The sequence below is a fragment of the Pirellulales bacterium genome, assembly GCA_019694455.1.
GTDB lineage: Bacteria > Planctomycetota > Planctomycetia > Pirellulales > JAEUIK01 > JAIBBY01.
In genome coordinates this window covers 23,241-38,579 of sequence record JAIBBY010000023.1, presented here as the reverse complement: position 1 = coordinate 38,579, position 15,339 = coordinate 23,241, and the positions used below count along the sequence as shown (strand labels likewise).

Below are 15,339 nucleotides of genomic sequence, written 5' to 3'. Positions count from 1 at the left end.
ATGCGTCGTGTTGAACCGGCCAGACCGCCCGGACATATCACACAGGACGGCCTTGTTTTGGCCACGAGCATCTTAGCGGCGCCGCCGCGCGCGTGCGATGTTTGGCGTCGCTGGCGGGGCCTCCCCCGCCGGTGGTAGTTCCCGCGCCTTGGCCGAAGACGGCTAGATACGCTATCTTTGACCGCGCGCTGGCAAACGGCGCCACCACGACAATCCCAACCAGGAGATACTGCCATGCCGCGCGGATTACGGATTTGTTGTTCACTGCTCGCCGGCATGGCCTGTCTAACAATAGCCGCCATGCCGCGCGCCGCCCTGGCCGAGGAGACAAAGCCCGTGTCAGCGAAGATCGAGTTGATTCCGCGGCGCATACTGTTTGGCAACCCCGATAAGGCGTCGCCGCGCATCGCGCCCGATGGTTCGCGGCTGGCGTTCATCGCGCCGGTCGACGGCGTGCTCAACGTGTGGGTTTCGCCTGATCTCGATCCGGCCAAAGCCAAACCGGTGACCAACGACACCAAGCGCGGCATTCGCTCGTACTTCTGGGCCTACACCAACGAGCACATCTTGTACGTGCAAGACGTGGGGGGCGACGAGGATTGGCACGTCTACGCGGTGAATCTCAAGACCGGCAAGACTCTCGACCTGACGCCGCTCAAGAAGATCTCGGCGCAGATCACTGAAGTCAGCCGCAAGTTTCCCAACGAAATCTTGATCGGCCTCAATGATCGCGACGAGCGGCTGCACGACCTGTACCGCGTGAACATCGAGACAGGCGAGCGCAAGCTGGACGAAAAGAACGACGAGTCGTTCGCCGGCTACATGACCGACGACGACTACCAGGTGCGGTTTGGCATCCGCTTCACGCCGGATGGCGGCAACGAGATTTTGAAGCCCGACGACAAGGGGGGCTGGTCGCCGTTCCTCAAGATCGGCATGGAAGACACGGTGACGACCAACCCGGTAGGTTTCAACAAGACCAACGACGAGATGTACCTGATCGACAGCCGCGGCCGAGACACCGGCGTGCTGAAGATCGTCAATCTCGAAACGGGGGAGGAGAAGATCATCGCCGAGCACGACAAGGTCGACATCGGCGGCATCATGATGCACCCCACCGAAAAGACCATTCAGGCGGTGAGCAACAACTACCTGCGGACCGAATGGGATTTTCGCGACGAGCAGGTGAAGGCCGATTTCGACGAATTGCGCAAGCTGGCCGACGGCGAGATCGACATCGCCAGCCGCACCCTCGACGATCAAACCTGGGTCGTCGCCTTCGTTGTCGACAACGGGCCGGTGCGCTATTACCTCTTTGATCGCAAGACCAAGAAGGCCACTTTCCTGTTCACCAACCGCAAGGAACTAGAAGGGCTGCCGCTGGTCAAGATGCACCCGGTTGTCGTGCCGGCGCGCGACAAGCTCGATCTGGTTTGCTACCTGTCGCTGCCGGCTGGCAGCGATCCCGATGGCGATGGTCGCCCCGACCGCCCGTTGCCGATGGTGTTGAACGTGCATGGCGGCCCGTGGGCGCGCGACGCCTGGGGCTTTGATCCCGAGCATCAGTTTCTGGCTAATCGCGGCTATGCCGTGCTGTCGGTCAACTTTCGCGGCTCGACTGGCTTCGGCAAGAATTTTGTCAACGCCGGCAACAAGGAATGGGCAGGCAAGATGCACCTCGACCTGCTCGACGCGGTCGATTGGGCCGTGAAGGAGAAGATCGCCGCTGTCGATAAGGTCGGCATCATGGGCGGCAGCTACGGCGGCTATGCCACGCTGGTCGGCGTGACCATGACCCCCGACGTCTTCGCCTGCGGAGTCGATATCGTGGGGCCGTCGAACATCTTGACGTTGCTCTCGACCATTCCGCCCTATTGGGAGCCGGCCAAGCAGATGTTCAAAGATCGAGTTGGCGATTACGAAACTGAGGAAGGCAAAAAGTTCCTCACCGAGCGCTCGCCATTGACCTTTGTCGACAAGATCAAGCGGCCGCTGTTGATTGGTCAAGGCACCAACGATCCGCGCGTCAAACAGGCCGAGGCCGACCAGATTGTGAAGGCGATGCAAGACAAAAAGATCCCGGTCACGTATGTCCTGTTTCCCGACGAGGGACACGGATTCGCGCGGCCGGAAAATCGCTTGTCGTTCTACGCCGTGACCGAGGCTTTTTTGGCCGAACATCTTGGCGGACATTACGAGCCGATTGGCGACGCATTCGCGGGCAGCACGATCGAAGTGCCCGCCGGCGCTGGACAGGTGCCAGGGCTGCAATCGGCGCTCACCGCGCGTAAGGATGAAGAGTTGCCGAGCAGCGACAAGCCGGCCAAGAAGGCGGCCCGACGCCCGGCGGCGAGCCGACAGCGCTAGCTGCTCGGCAAGCCGCGACAGATTAATCGTTCACTCTACCATCGCTAACAAGCATGCTAGCAAAAGCGTGCGCGCTTGCGTTCTGCCACGCGCCACGGCCTGCGCACGCGGACAAGTTTCCGCGAAGCGAACAGGGCTCAAGATCGACAGGAGCGCTACCGATAGAACTTGCTGTGCTCCGGGTGTGCGCCCGAAGTCTCTCCCGTTGGCTCAGACCCAAGCGCGGGTGGAGGCCGGTAGCGGCCGAAACTCGCCTCGTTACGCGAGACGTGCATGGCGCTTTCCAAGACTGCAACGGTCCCGAAGCGCGTCGCCCCCACTGGAGGCGCCGCGGACACGCATCGATCGCAGGTGCTCATTCGGCTGCCGAACCTCGAAAAGACCACGAATCAACCGCCACTTGCCGAGCGCGCCAGCGCGCTGGCCAAGCGCATCGACTGGCGCGGCAAGTTGCCGACCATCGATTGGCGCCGCGCCTTGGGCCAGATGGCGCCCGCTACGTTTGAATTTTTGCTGCGTCACCCCAAGGTGGTCGCCGGCGCCACGTTGTTGGTGCTGGTGCAACTCACCGCGATGGCGGTGATGCGCGACGCTCCCGCCCCAGCCGTGGCGGCCGAAGTGGCGATACCACAGGTGGAACTGACGTCCACGCCCGCCACATTGCCCACCGGCGGCGCGACCCCCGCGCAGCCCTGGGGGGCAGCGCCTTTGATGGCCGACGCGCCGCCAAGCGCTCCTACCGTGGAGATAGGCGCGGTGACCGCCATCTCGGCCGAACCCGCGCCACCAAACTTTGTGCCGCCGACCATGCCATCGCCGCCGCCCGGTTTTGGCAACGAACCTATCGAGCGCATGGCGCAGTTGCCGCAATCGCCAGCGGCGCCTCCTGGATACCAGTCTCCCGCGCCGGCGCGGCAAGGCGTGGCCGAGTTGGGCGGGCAAATCATGCCTTTCGGCCCTGGGAGCCAGCGATGAGTCATTTGGACGCGGCTTTCATCAAAGCGTACAACAAAAACGAAACGGCCGGCGTGGCGCTCGACACCTTGCTGGGGGGCGCGCCGCGCGGCGAGCCCATCGCCGACGAGTTGCCCGGCGCCGGCAGCGCCCCTTCACTGGGCGACCTCTATCGCAGCCACGTCAATCGCAATCGCCAGGAAGAGCCGGCCATCGAAGGAGACCGGGCGAACTTCCTGCCCGATCAGATACGCGCCGAGGAGCCCATCGAAGCGGCGCCGGAGCCCGTGCGCCCCCGCCTGGCCACGCATACCATTGACGAAAGCGCGCCGCCGCGGCGTGGTCGTCCGAGCGGAACGCCCAAGGGCCCCTTGGCGCGTTTCCGTGGCGCGTCGTTGCAAACAGAGCGCCCGCGCGCGGCCGAGATCGAGAGCCCCGCGCCGACGGCCAGCGCCTTCCCTTCGCCATACGGCGACACGCTCGGTGACGAAGAGCCGCGCGCAGAGAGCGAACAACTACGCGCCTGGAAGATGCCGACCTTGGCGCCGCAAGGCTTGCCGGCGTCGTTTCAGCTCGAGCGATTCACGTTTCCGCCCTTGTGCCTCGAACTGGAAGAGCGGCTGGCGAGCCGCTTCGACGCGCTGTGCGAGCAATTGATGACCGGCACGCGGCAAGGACGCAAACTGCTTGGCGCGCTCGGCTGCCGTCCGCGGTCGGGTGTCACCACATTGGTCTTGTGTCTCGCGCGGCGCCTGGCCGCGCAAGGTTTGCACGTGGCGATCGCCGATTGCGATCTGGCGCGGCCGCAGTTGGCGGCCACCCTCGGCGTGCAGCCGCAGTTTGGCTGGCAAGAGGCCATCGCGCAAGACCTGCCGCTGGGTGAGGCCCTGGTCGAGTCGGCGCACGACCGCTTGACGTTGGCCCCCTTGATGCGCGCCACCCGCCGACTCGATGCCTTGCAAACCGATCGTTTGACCGAAGTGCTGGGCGAATTGCGTGACGCGTTCGATGTGACGCTGATTGATCTCGGTTCGCTGCAAGCGAGCCTCCGATCGGGCGTGTTGGCGGCGGCGCCGCTTGATGGCGTGCTGCTGGCGCGCGACATGCGGCAGGTCCGGACGCCAGAACTATCGGCGGCGGTGACGCAGATCGAAGCCCTGGGGATCCGTTGGCACGGGGTCGCGGAAAACTTTGTCTGAGTGAAAGCGAGTGAACGCCCCAGCGGGTGGACGGTTTCCACCCGCCGCGGCATCGGCCATGTACCAAGCCTACTGGCAACTCGATCGACGCCCGTTCGAGAACAGCTCGGACCCGAACTTCTATTACCCGTGCGAAGCGCATCAAGGGGCGATACTCAAGCTGCGCTACGCCATCGAAAACACGCGCGGCGCCGCGCTGTTGACCGGTGGCTCCGGCGTCGGCAAGACGCTGATTGTGGAAATGCTCAAGCGGCAACTGAGCGAAGCCTTTTCGCCCGTGGCGCATCTGGTTTTTCCGCAGATGCCGCCCGAAGAGCTATTGGCTTATCTGGCCGACGAACTTGATCCGGCCACCGCCCCTGCCGGGCACCCTCCCCGAGTCAACGAGAGCGTGCGGCGCATTGAAAAAAGCCTGGCCGAAAACAGTCGCCAGGGGCGCCACGCGCTGGTGGTGGTCGACGAGGCGCACCTGATTGCCGAGCCGGCCGCCTGGGAGGCGCTGCGGCTGTTGTCCAACTTTCAAAACGAACGTGGGCCGCAGTTGACGCTGTTGTTGTGCGGCCAACCCGCTTTGCTGCCGGCGTTCGACCGCATGCCGCAATGGGAAGAGCGGCTCGGCGTGAAGTGCCTGTTGCGCGCGCTCACGCTCGACGAAACGATGAGTTACATCAGTCACCGGCTGACGGTCGCCGGCGCTCAGGCGCCGATCTTCGACACACCGGCGCTGGAGGCGGCGCACTTTCTGACGCACGGCAACCCGCGCAAGATCAATCGCCTGTGCGATCTGGCGCTGTTGATCGCGTTTGCCGAGGAGCAGCCGAGCATCACCGCGCCGCAGGTCGAAGCGGTGGCGCAAGAGTTGGTGACGGTCACGCCCGAGTAGCGTCCTGGCGCGACGGCGACGCCAGCGCATAGAAAAAGGACGCAGCCGACGTCGGGTTCCCGGATGGTACTACCATGTTTGGGCAGTTCGTCTCCCGATATACGGGAGTCACTAACCCGGCGTGGGTTCTAAAACGATCGAGGCGAACTCCACTAGGGCCACGTCCTTGGTTGAAGTATGACGCGTTCGCGCCAGATTTCTAGCTAGACAAATGTTGAGCGACGAGTTTTTTCAATCGCGCGCTCGTCTCGCGCAAATCGCAATCGCCAGCGCCGCGGTGATCGATCCCAGCGCGTTCGACACCAGATCCCAGCCGGTGTTCACGTAGCCGCCGACGTTCGTCTCGGCCACCGCCAGCGTCGCCGCGAACTCGACCACCTCGTTCGCCGCGCCCAGACCCATGCCGGCCAATGCGCAAATCGTCAGTAGCGGCGCGCTGGGGCGAACATCGCGCCGCGCCACGCCTAGCCAACGCGCGATCGACGCTTGAGCGATCTGCCAACACACCCAGGTCGCCACGCCAAAGCCAAAGGCATGCACCGCCTGATCGTATTTCAGCCGGCTCGGAATAATCCACCAACTATAGAGGACGCGAATGTGACCGTCGATGGGCCAGCTCTCGGGCACCGGGACGAGTCCCCCCGCCATGTGCAACAGCCCCCACAAGCTGAGCGCGGCGAGCGACCACTCGGCAAGGTGAAATCGCCAGTGCAGCCAGCCGATGTAGGCGATGAGCGCCGCCATCACGGCGATGTACAGAATGAACTCGCGGTTACCCGATTGCAGCGCGCCAACAACCGCGGCCACCAGATACGCCAGCGTTACGGCGACGACGGCGCCAACAAACGGAGTGACCAACGGCGGTTCGGCGTCAGGTGCTTTGGCTGTCATAGCGACTCCCTGGCGGATGTGCGACGACCTGGAACTTTGCTATCGTGCCTCACAACTCTAACCCACGCCCACGGAACTTGCGCATGGCACGACGCACCTTGAACGGCAGCCGCATTTTGCTGACCGGGGCTTCGAGCGGCATCGGCCGCGCATTGGCGCTGGAACTGACCCGAGCCGGCGCGCGGGTGCTGGCGGTCGCGCGCCGAGAGCCACTGTTGCGCGCCCTGGCGAACGACAATCAAGGACCGGGCACGATGGAGATCGCCGTCGGCGACCTCACCGATCCGGCGGCGCGGACCGAATGGTTGCGTCTGGTCGGCGAGCGGTTTGGCGCGCTGGACGTGTTGATCAACAACGCCGGCGTCGGCGCCTTGGGACTGTTCGAGCATGCCGACGAGGCGCGATTGCGACAGGTCATGGAGGTCAATTTCTTTGGGCCAGCGGAATTGATCCGCGCTAGCCTGCCGCTGTTGCAGCGCGGCAATCATCCCTTGGTGGTCAACATTAGCTCCGTGTTGGGACAGCGGGCGATTCCCAGCATGAGCGAGTACTGCGCCAGCAAGTTCGCGCTGCAAGGGTTGAGCGATTCGCTGCGGGCCGAGTTTGCGCGGCACGGCATCGACCTCATGGTGGTCAGCCCTGGTTCGACCAACAGCGAGTTCTTTGACAACCTCGTCGAGACCAAGGGAGAAGTCCTGTGGCCCAATCGGCCGCGCCGCACCAGCGAGCAGGTGGCGGCCGAGATTGTGCGCGCCATGCGGCGCGGGCGGCGGGCGATAGTCCCCAGCCATTCTGGCCGCATGCTCGTGTGGCTCAATCGCGCGGCGCCATGGCTCATCGACCGGGTGCTAGCACGCAAGGCGTAGTCGCCAGTTGATTGTCCCATCGCGCAGCTAGCTGATCGAGCAGGCAAGCCCGCGAGAAAAATCGGGCTGTGGTCGGCGCGCCGCATTTGCCGATGATGCCAACGAGGCGAAGTTTGCAGCCCGCCGTTTCCGGTCGTGGTCGCGCCCTGTCGCCCATTTTCCGGGGGGAAAAGTGCATGCGATATTCACATAAGCGCGGGCTGGCCGCGCTGGCCGCCAGTTTGGCTTTGTTTTTTGGCGCCGCGCAATGCCGCGCGCAACAAGCGGAAGTCGAACTCGAACCACCGTTGCCAGTCGAGCGCCAGGCGAGCGATGCAACCGACGCCGCGCCGGTTCCCATGGCGATTCAGCGCACGCGCCGCACCAGCGCCACACCGTCGCCGCTGGCCGAGCGACTAATGTTAGCGCGGCAATCGCGCGAAGCGACGGCCAATGCCAGCGAAGCCGCGGTGCTCGTTGAACCGGCCCCGCTCGATGGAGAGGCCGCTCCCGCCGATTTGGTCGAATCGCTGGTACAAACCGCGCCGGCGCCCGCGCAGCCGATCTGCGACGTGCCAGCCGACGTGGCGCCCCCTCAGCCAGAGGTCGTCGGCTCGCCACGATCGTTGCGCATCGCGGGCGCCACGCCGGTCGTCTCCCAATCCAAAGCGCAAGGACGCCGCATGCGCCGAGACGCTGATGTGCGCCTGGCCGCGGCCAACGAATCACCAGCGCCTTTGCCGCCGCACAGCATCGCGCCGGTGCAAACCGCCGAGCACATGCAAGCCATCGCCGAAACAGTCATCTCCGATGTCGTCGTCTCCCCCCCCGGCGAAACACAAGACTCTGGCGCTGTCGCCACGGATGATGTCGCCGCCGGCGATTGCGCTTCGGGCAACTGCTCGGGGGGACAATGCGGGAGCGACTGCGCCAAGCCCGCCCTGGGGTCGCGGTTGGGCTGCCTTGGTTGCCTTGGCGGACTGCTCGTGCAGCACGAGGTGGGTTCATTCAACTGTGGATGCAACGGCAGCTACAAATTTCCCGTGCCGCCGCTCTACACCTATCACTGGCCCGGCATGTACTCGCAAGAGTTGATGACCGACTATCACTATCCGTGGCGCTTTCTGCCGCTCAAGCCGTACACTGACGAGTTCCCCCGTCCGGGCGAACCGGGCAAATTGGCCGGCGCGGCGCCGGCAATCAGCATGACGCCGCCCGCGACGAGCGTGCGAGTTGTGAGCGCCACGGTGGAGTCGGCCCCGGCGGTCGCCACGCCGATGGCGATTGAGGCGCCCCGCATGCCCGGCGAGCCTGAGCCCACCAGCAAAAAGCTGGAACGCCTTTACGGCGTGAAATAGCGATTGACTGCGTGGGTCGCGGTTGGCTGGTAAGATAGGAGGCGGAATACCCACCGCCCCCTGCACCTACCTGGCAGCCGCGTCGCATGCGACGACTCTTGCAAACCACGCCCCGTTGGCGCCACCGAGCACGAGCTTGTTTGGCGACCTTCGTAGCGACGCCACGTTGGATCGCATGCTGGGCGCTGGTGTTGGCGATCGCCGCCGCCGCGAGCCCATCCACGGCGGCCGAACTGGGTTTGCCGATCGACGAATTTACCTTGCGCGATTCGCATGGCCGCGAGCACGCCTTGGCCTCGGCGCCCGACACCAAGGCCTTTGTGGTGGTGTTTCTCGGGGTGGAATGTCCGCTGGCGAATCTCTATGCGCCAAGGCTCAACGAATTGGCCGAGCGCTTCGCCGGGCGCGGCGTGGCGTTTTTTGGCATCAACTCCAATCGCCAAGATTCCAATAGCGAACTGGCGGCTTATGTCGAGCAGCACCACTTTTCGTTTCCCCAATTGAAAGACGTTGGCAACGTGATCGCCGATCGCTTTGGCGCCGAGCGCACGCCAGAGGCGTTTGTGCTCGATGGCAATCGCGTGCTGCGCTATCGAGGCCGCATCGACAATCAATACGAGGTGGGTGTGCAACGCGCCGCGGCGACGCGTCACGATCTGCGCTTCGCGATCGAAGCGGTGCTGGACGGCAAGGAGGTCTTTGATCCATCGACCGAGGCGCCAGGCTGCTTCATTGGCCGCACCGAGGTGCGCCAGCGTGAAGGTCAAGCCGCGCCGGCCGCTGGCGACATCACTTGGTCCAGCAAAATCGCCGACATCATTCAGCGGCGCTGCCAGGAGTGTCATCGGCCGGGGCAGTTCGCCCCGTTTCCGCTGTTGACCTACGACGACGCCTTGGGTTGGGCCGAGACGATTCGCGAGGTGGTCACGCTCGAGCGAATGCCACCGTGGAACGCCAATCCCGAGCATGGCCAGTTCTCCAACGATCTGCGGCTTACGCCGGAAGAAAAATCGGCGCTGCTGGCCTGGATCGACGCTGGCGCTCCACAGGGCGATCCTGAAAAGCTACCCGCGCCGCGCGAGTACGCCAGTGGCTGGCGGATTGGCGAGCCCGACCAGATCGTGTACCTGGCCGAAAAACCGTTCGAGGTGCCGGCCGATGGTGTGGTGGACTACCAGTGGTTTTACGTTGATCCCGGTTTCAAGGAAGACCGCTGGGTGCAAGCGGTCGAGGCGCGCCCCGGCGCTCGACAGGTGGTGCATCATGTCACCGTGTATCACAAGCCGCCGTGGGGCGACTGGGATATGCAGCACAATACGCGCATCAACTTGCTCGGCGGGTTCAATCCCGGAGGCGAACCGCTGGTGCTGCCTCCAGGGCATGCGATCTACCTGCCGGCCGGCACGCAGTTCGCCTTTGAAATGCACTACACGCCCAACGGCGTTGTGCAACAAGATCGGAGCCACATCGGGCTGGTCTTCGCCGAACCGGGCGACGTGAAAAAAGAAGTGCAGGCGTTCATGCCCGCCGACACAAAGATCGACATTCCGCCGGGCGAAGCCGACTATCGCTCGCGGATCTCGTATCGCTTTCCCGAGGACATGGACCTGATGATCCTCCGCCCGCACATGCATCTGCGGGGCAAATCGTTTCGCTACGAAGCGGTGTATCCGGGGGGCAAGCGCGAGATTCTGCTCGATGTGCCGCGGTTCGATTTCAACTGGCAGCACAGCTACTACCTGGCCCAGCCGAAGCGGATGCCGCGCGGCACGGAGTTGGTCTGCAGCGCGAGCTTCGACAACTCGGCGGAGAACCCCAGCAACCCCGATCCAGCAGCGCGGGTGCGGTGGGGCGATCAATCGTGGGACGAGATGATGATTGGCATCTTCTGCGCCACGCCCGTCGTGCAGCACTGGAACAACTATCCATTGGCGTATGGCACGCCGCGGACGCGGCGCATCGCGTTTGTGGCGCTGGCTGGCGGCATTGCGGTAAGCTTGGCCGCGAGCTACTGGCAGCGCGGCCGGCATGTCACGGGATAAGTTCACCGCGCTTTCGGCGCGCTAGCGGGCGATTCGTCCGCAGATGTACACGTCGCCCCCCAGCACGCGTACGCGCGGCGATTGCAACTGTGAGGCCAGCGCCATCTGTGGCACGCCGTCCCCCGCCAGCGGCGAGGGGGCGGCGGCTCCGCCAACCAACTTGGGCGCGACGAACACATGCGCTTCATCGATTTGCGAGCTGGCGAACAGCGAGCCAAGCACGCGGCCCCCCCCTTCCACCAGGATGTTGGTCATTCGCCGGCGCCCCAGTTCCAGCAGCAATTGATCCCAGCGCGCCAGAGGCGTGTCGCCCGCCGAGCGAAACACCTCCACCCCTAGTTGCCGCAAGCGCTGGCAAGCGATCTCGCTGGCATAGCTGGCGGCCGCGACCAGCACCGGCGAGTCGTGGGCCGTGCGCGCCAGTTGCGACGCCGGATCGAGCGCCGCGGCGCTATCGAGCACGATCCGCGTGAGCACGCGCGGGCCGGCAGGGCGCGCGGTGAGCAGCGGGTCGTCTGCCTTCACGGTTCCACGGCCAACCACAATCGCGTCGACTTGGCGGCGCAGTTCGTGGGCGACCTCGCGCGAGGCTTCGTTCGAGATCCAGCGACTATCCCCCGTGGCGGTGGCGATCTTGCCGTCGAGCGTCATCGCCCATTTGGCGATCACCCAGGGGCGCCCGGTCGCCAACAATTTGAGATACGGCGCGTTCAGCTCGCGGGCTTCGTCCTCGAGCAGGCCGACTTCGACTTCGATGCCGGCCGCGCGCAGTCGCTGAATGCCGGCGCCATCGACCTGCGGAAACGGATCGCGCTGCGCCACCACTACACGGGCGATGCTCGCGGCGATGATCGCATCGACGCAGGGAGGCGTCTTGCCGTGATGACTGCACGGCTCCAGCGTGACATATAGCGTCGCCCCCCGCGCGCGCTGGCCGGCGATGGCCAAGGCCTCCACTTCGGCATGCGGGCCGCCATATCGGCGATGCCAACCCTCGCCAATGATCTCGGCGCCGCGGGCGACGAGGCAGCCCACCAACGGGTTGGGCTCCACCAGTCCGCGCCCGGCGGCCGCCAGTTCCAGCGCGCGGGCAAGATGCCAGCGGTCGATTTCGACCTGTCGCATGGCGCCTAGTCCATTCCCGGAACCCAGAGCTTCGATTTTTGCGCGCCTCCCGCTTCTCCCTCGGGAGTCCAAATGCGCCCCGGATCAACCGGAGCGGCCGTGGCGGCAATGGTCGATTCGTCGGTCGGCATCCGTCCTCTCGGCACGCCGCCAGGTGGAGCGATGCCCGCCATTTGCAACAAATTGCCCAGCGCCGCGCGCACGCCCGGCTCGTTGCCATGTTGGCGCGCGATGTGGTCGAGCAGGCGCACTGCTTCTTGCTCTTCGCCGCGCTGCAAGCGCAGCCCCAACTCTTCCAGATCCCAGGGTGCGCACGATTGACCTTTGCCGGCGGCCCATTGGCGCCCCTCGTCGACCCAGCGCAATCCTTCGTCGGTCGGACCGACGTTGAGGGCCAGGGTGCGATAAATGGGGGACAGGTCGTAGCGCTCGCCGAGCGAGGGGCGCGCCAGAATCTCACGACCGGCGCGTGACAACAACAGGCGATAGTTCATCATCACGACCCGACTATAAACCTGCACCAATTGCTCATCGCTGAGCTTGGCCAGATCGAGCCGCGGAAACCGCGCCATCGGCAGCGCTTCAATATCGACTGTGGCAAGGTCAATCGGTTCGACCGGAGGCAACCCCAACTCCTCGCGCAGGCGGCCAAAGTCAAAGTCGTCGCCGTCTCCTTGAGCCGATAGCTCCAAGAGCAGCGCCAGCGCCGCCAGCCGGAGCCGATACTTGGGGTCTCCCTTCACGGCCAGCGGAGTCTTGTTGTCGAGCACCGGCAGCGGCAGCCGTGGCCAGCGCTCGTACAGATTGTGCTGCTGAAAGTCGCGCGTCAGTTCTTGAAACCGCGTGAGACTAATGTCGTCCGGCAGCCGCCATTGCGGCGCCAAGGCGTGCCGGATCATGGGTATCTTGTCCAGCACTTCCTCGTCGCCGGCGGGACCGATAGCGCCATCCGCGATTTGAGCCAGCGCCTCGTGCGCCGCGGAGAACTGCGCGTCGCGACAGGCGATCAGCTCCAAACGCGCCTCGCGGTCGGTTTGTTTGCCAAAGAGCAGCGCCGTGGCCAACGCCCGGGGAATATCGGCCAACCCGAGCGAGGGAGTGTCGTTCTTGACGTGCGGACGATCTAGCAGGAGGTACGCCGCGCGGGGTGGCGGATTGTCGTCTTCGGCGGCAAAGCGTTCCTCATCGATCGGCGCCGCCACGGCCACATCGGCCGAAGCCAACAACTCGCCCAGGCGCTCGGCGTCGAGCACCGGATAGGTGGTGGCCACGATATCAAGGTTGTGCAGGTTGTCGACCGGTTCGAGCAGTTGCGCTAGCGCCTCGGCCTCGACCGCCTGATCGTACGGAATGTCCAAACTGGTAAGAAACCGCAGCGCGCCCACGGCTGCGGCGTTCTCGCCCAACCACGATCGCAGCATGGCGATGTTTTGCCAGACGACGGGCGGATTGGCGTTGCGCCCCGCCAGATCGACCAGTTGCGCCGCGGCGCGACGCCAGCGCCCGCCGATCGCTTCGACCATGATCTTATCGAACTGCGGAGCCCAACTGGCATCGGCGGGCGCGGGGACCAGCTTGCGGTGATCCTTGAGCAACAGCGGCAACTGCGGCGAGTTGAGTAGTTGCGTCAACATCTGGACGGGCGCTTTGTCGTCGGGATCGAGGCTGTTTTGCAGGATCAAGTGCGCCAGCGCGGCGGCCGGCCGCCCGCTGGAAATCGCCGCCATCGCCATGCCGCCCAGCGCGTCGTAAAGTTGGACCGGAATATTGCGATCCACCCGCTCCAGCGCGTCTTGCAGCAGGCCGATGCCAGCCTCCTGTCCCTTGTCGCGGGCGGCGAACAGAGCCGACTCGGCCAAAGCCACCGGGTTGGTGGGGTGCGCGGCCACGAATTGCCCAACCGCCTGTTGTAAGTCGTCCTCGCGCTGACCGGCGGCGAGTACGGAGCACTTCAGCGCCATCAGGCAGGCGCGATTGGGATGCTTGGCTTCGATCTTGGCGATCGACTCCAGCGCCGCCACGCGTTGGTCCCCCTCGATCATGCGCGACAGCTTGTCCAGATCATGTACCAGATCGGCGCAGCAGAATTTGACTTTCTTATCGAATCCGCCGGGACACGGCGAGTAGGAATCGATGGGCATGAAATCGCTTTCTCAACAGAAACGGCGCGAGCCCCAGGGGAGTCGCGCCGCGGGATACAGCTACAACAAGCGGCGCGCGAGCGCCGCGGGCGGCCAGTCCGCAAAATTGGCCTGCGGCGGATTGTACCAAATGCGGTGGCCCGGCGACAAAAGGGGCCAAGCCGCGTGTCAGCGAGCGGCCAGTTGCGAGCGCTTTTCGGCGATCAGCTTGAGAAGCCCCTTTTGCGGGTCGGCGAATTTTTGGATGCCTTCGCGCATCAGCGTTTCTTCCAGCTTGCCCATGTCGACCAGGCGGTCGACCTCCGCCAGCACGTTGGCCGCCGGCAACTGGTCGACCTGCCGTGTGGCGGTTCGTCCGCTCGCCTCGTAGGCGTCGTTGGTTTCCGGCGGATTGGTCTCGATGTCGCTGCCGGCCAGGGCCTCGACATATTTCCACGGCGGGTCTTCGGGCTTCTTCGTGCCGGTGCTGGCAAAGATCATTTCTTGCGCCAGCGGCGTTTTCTTATCGGCCCAAAAGTCCTGGTTCTCGCGCCAAATGCGTTTGGCGTTGACGATGCCCACCTGGCCTTGCGCGGCGGTCAATTGCGGCACGGCCTTCTCGGTGTACACGTCGAGCCGCGAGACAAAGATGCTGTAGACACTCTTGAACCCGTCCAGACTCTTACGCTTCTGGGCGCCGCGCCAAATGGAGTCGCGCGCGATGCGATACTGCCGATCGGTGAAGATGAGCGTCACGTTGATCGTGACCCCGGCCGCGGCCAGCGCCTCCAGCGCGTCCAAACCGGCGGGCGTGGCGGGGACTTTGATCATGCGGTTCTGTTGACCCGCCGACCACTGCTTGCCCAGCGCCACATACCGCTCGACGCGCGTGGCGTGCGGCAAATTCGCGCTCGGGTCTTCCAGCAAGGGATCCAGCTCAAAGCTCACATAGCCGTCGTTGCCATTCGTTTCTTTCCACGCGGGCAGAAAGACTTCTTGCGCGCGCTTCACCAGTCGATCGGTCACCTGCCAGGCAATATCTTCGTCGCTCAGTCCGTTCCGCGCGAGCGACGCCAGATCGTCGTCAAAGCGCCCCGTCTTAAGCAGGTTGGCGATGATGATCGGATTCGAGGTGGCGCCCGTGGCGCCCCAGGCGCGATTGCTGGCGACCAGTTCGGGGTCGATCGAATCGAGCCACAGCTTGGTGCCGCAGGCGATGAGCGAACGCAAAGGGGAAGTCATGGTCGCTAGTTCTCCTATTCCTATCGATGTCCTGCCAGCACGAATCGCGCGCCAAGCAATCGCTAGCTTATCTCTTGAATTTGCCGCCGGTTTTTTTACCCGCCTCCCTTGCGATAGTACCCCTTGTGGCGCGCCACGCCAACGATTGGCAAATTGGGCAAGCTGCGGCGAGCGGCCCGGAAGCGCTTGCGATTGACGTGGCAAACCGTGCCGATTCTAGCGGTTATTTGTGTTGTGCCGCGCCCGAGCGTTCCGATTAGCAAAGATGAACATGCGCCGGCGCGCGGGCGGGGTGTCTTGCCTTGGTCTGGGC

At 64.5% G+C, this 15,339-nt stretch carries 11 protein-coding genes; 7 read left to right on the top strand and 4 right to left on the bottom strand.

Features of this window, described 5'->3' with window-relative positions; translation table 11 throughout:
• Positions 1–234 precede the first annotated feature (234 nt).
• The 4 genes from K1X71_11230 (at position 235) to K1X71_11215 (ending at position 5,403) form a co-directional block, all read left to right on the top strand.
• A complete protein-coding gene (locus K1X71_11230; GenBank protein ID MBX7073708.1) occupies positions 235–2,367 on the top strand; it encodes a S9 family peptidase in 2,133 nt (710 codons plus the stop codon).
• A 273-nt stretch (positions 2,368–2,640) separates the two neighbouring features.
• On the top strand, positions 2,641–3,342 hold the full coding sequence (locus K1X71_11225; protein ID MBX7073707.1) for a hypothetical protein: 702 nt from the start codon (positions 2,641–2,643) through the stop codon (positions 3,340–3,342).
• Positions 3,339–4,520, top strand: coding sequence for a hypothetical protein (locus tag K1X71_11220; protein ID MBX7073706.1), 1,182 nt, complete (start codon positions 3,339–3,341; stop codon positions 4,518–4,520). The genes K1X71_11225 and K1X71_11220 overlap by 4 nt, the downstream gene beginning before the upstream one ends.
• 58 nt (positions 4,521–4,578) lie before the next feature.
• Complete coding sequence (locus tag K1X71_11215; GenBank protein ID MBX7073705.1) at positions 4,579–5,403, top strand: AAA family ATPase; 825 nt, start codon at positions 4,579–4,581, stop codon at positions 5,401–5,403.
• A gap of 231 nt (positions 5,404–5,634) precedes the next feature.
• On the opposite strand, the gene K1X71_11210 is transcribed toward K1X71_11215, so the two are convergent.
• Entirely contained in the window at positions 5,635–6,294 is a 660-nt protein-coding gene (locus K1X71_11210) for a DUF2238 domain-containing protein (protein ID MBX7073704.1), read from the bottom strand.
• An 83-nt stretch (positions 6,295–6,377) separates the two neighbouring features.
• Here K1X71_11210 and K1X71_11205 point away from each other — a divergent pair, with 83 nt between their 5' ends.
• From K1X71_11205 to K1X71_11195, 3 genes are all read left to right on the top strand, one after another.
• On the top strand, positions 6,378–7,160 hold the full coding sequence (locus K1X71_11205; GenBank protein ID MBX7073703.1) for an SDR family NAD(P)-dependent oxidoreductase: 783 nt from the start codon (positions 6,378–6,380) through the stop codon (positions 7,158–7,160).
• A gap of 176 nt (positions 7,161–7,336) precedes the next feature.
• The gene (locus tag K1X71_11200) at positions 7,337–8,497 is read left to right on the top strand and encodes a hypothetical protein (GenBank protein MBX7073702.1); all 1,161 of its coding nucleotides are present in this window, start codon (positions 7,337–7,339) and stop codon (positions 8,495–8,497) included.
• Positions 8,498–8,637: 140 nt separating this feature from the next.
• Positions 8,638–10,539: a thioredoxin family protein gene (locus K1X71_11195; protein MBX7073701.1), complete on the top strand. Its 1,902-nt coding sequence runs from the start codon at positions 8,638–8,640 to the stop codon at positions 10,537–10,539.
• Between the two features lie 21 nt (positions 10,540–10,560).
• Here K1X71_11195 and ribD read toward each other — a convergent pair whose 3' ends face one another.
• The 3 genes from ribD to K1X71_11180 form a co-directional block, all read right to left on the bottom strand.
• Positions 10,561–11,664 carry a bifunctional diaminohydroxyphosphoribosylaminopyrimidine deaminase/5-amino-6-(5-phosphoribosylamino)uracil reductase RibD gene (gene ribD, locus K1X71_11190; GenBank protein MBX7073700.1) on the bottom strand — a complete coding sequence of 368 codons (1,104 nt, stop codon included), beginning with the start codon at positions 11,662–11,664 and terminating at the stop codon, positions 10,561–10,563.
• A 5-nt stretch (positions 11,665–11,669) separates the two neighbouring features.
• A complete protein-coding gene (locus K1X71_11185) occupies positions 11,670–13,805 on the bottom strand; it encodes a hypothetical protein (GenBank protein ID MBX7073699.1) in 2,136 nt (711 codons plus the stop codon).
• A gap of 168 nt (positions 13,806–13,973) precedes the next feature.
• Positions 13,974–15,026, bottom strand: a complete 1,053-nt coding sequence (locus tag K1X71_11180) for a transaldolase (GenBank protein ID MBX7073698.1) — start codon at positions 15,024–15,026, stop codon at positions 13,974–13,976.
• Between the last annotated feature and the right edge of the window lie 313 nt (positions 15,027–15,339).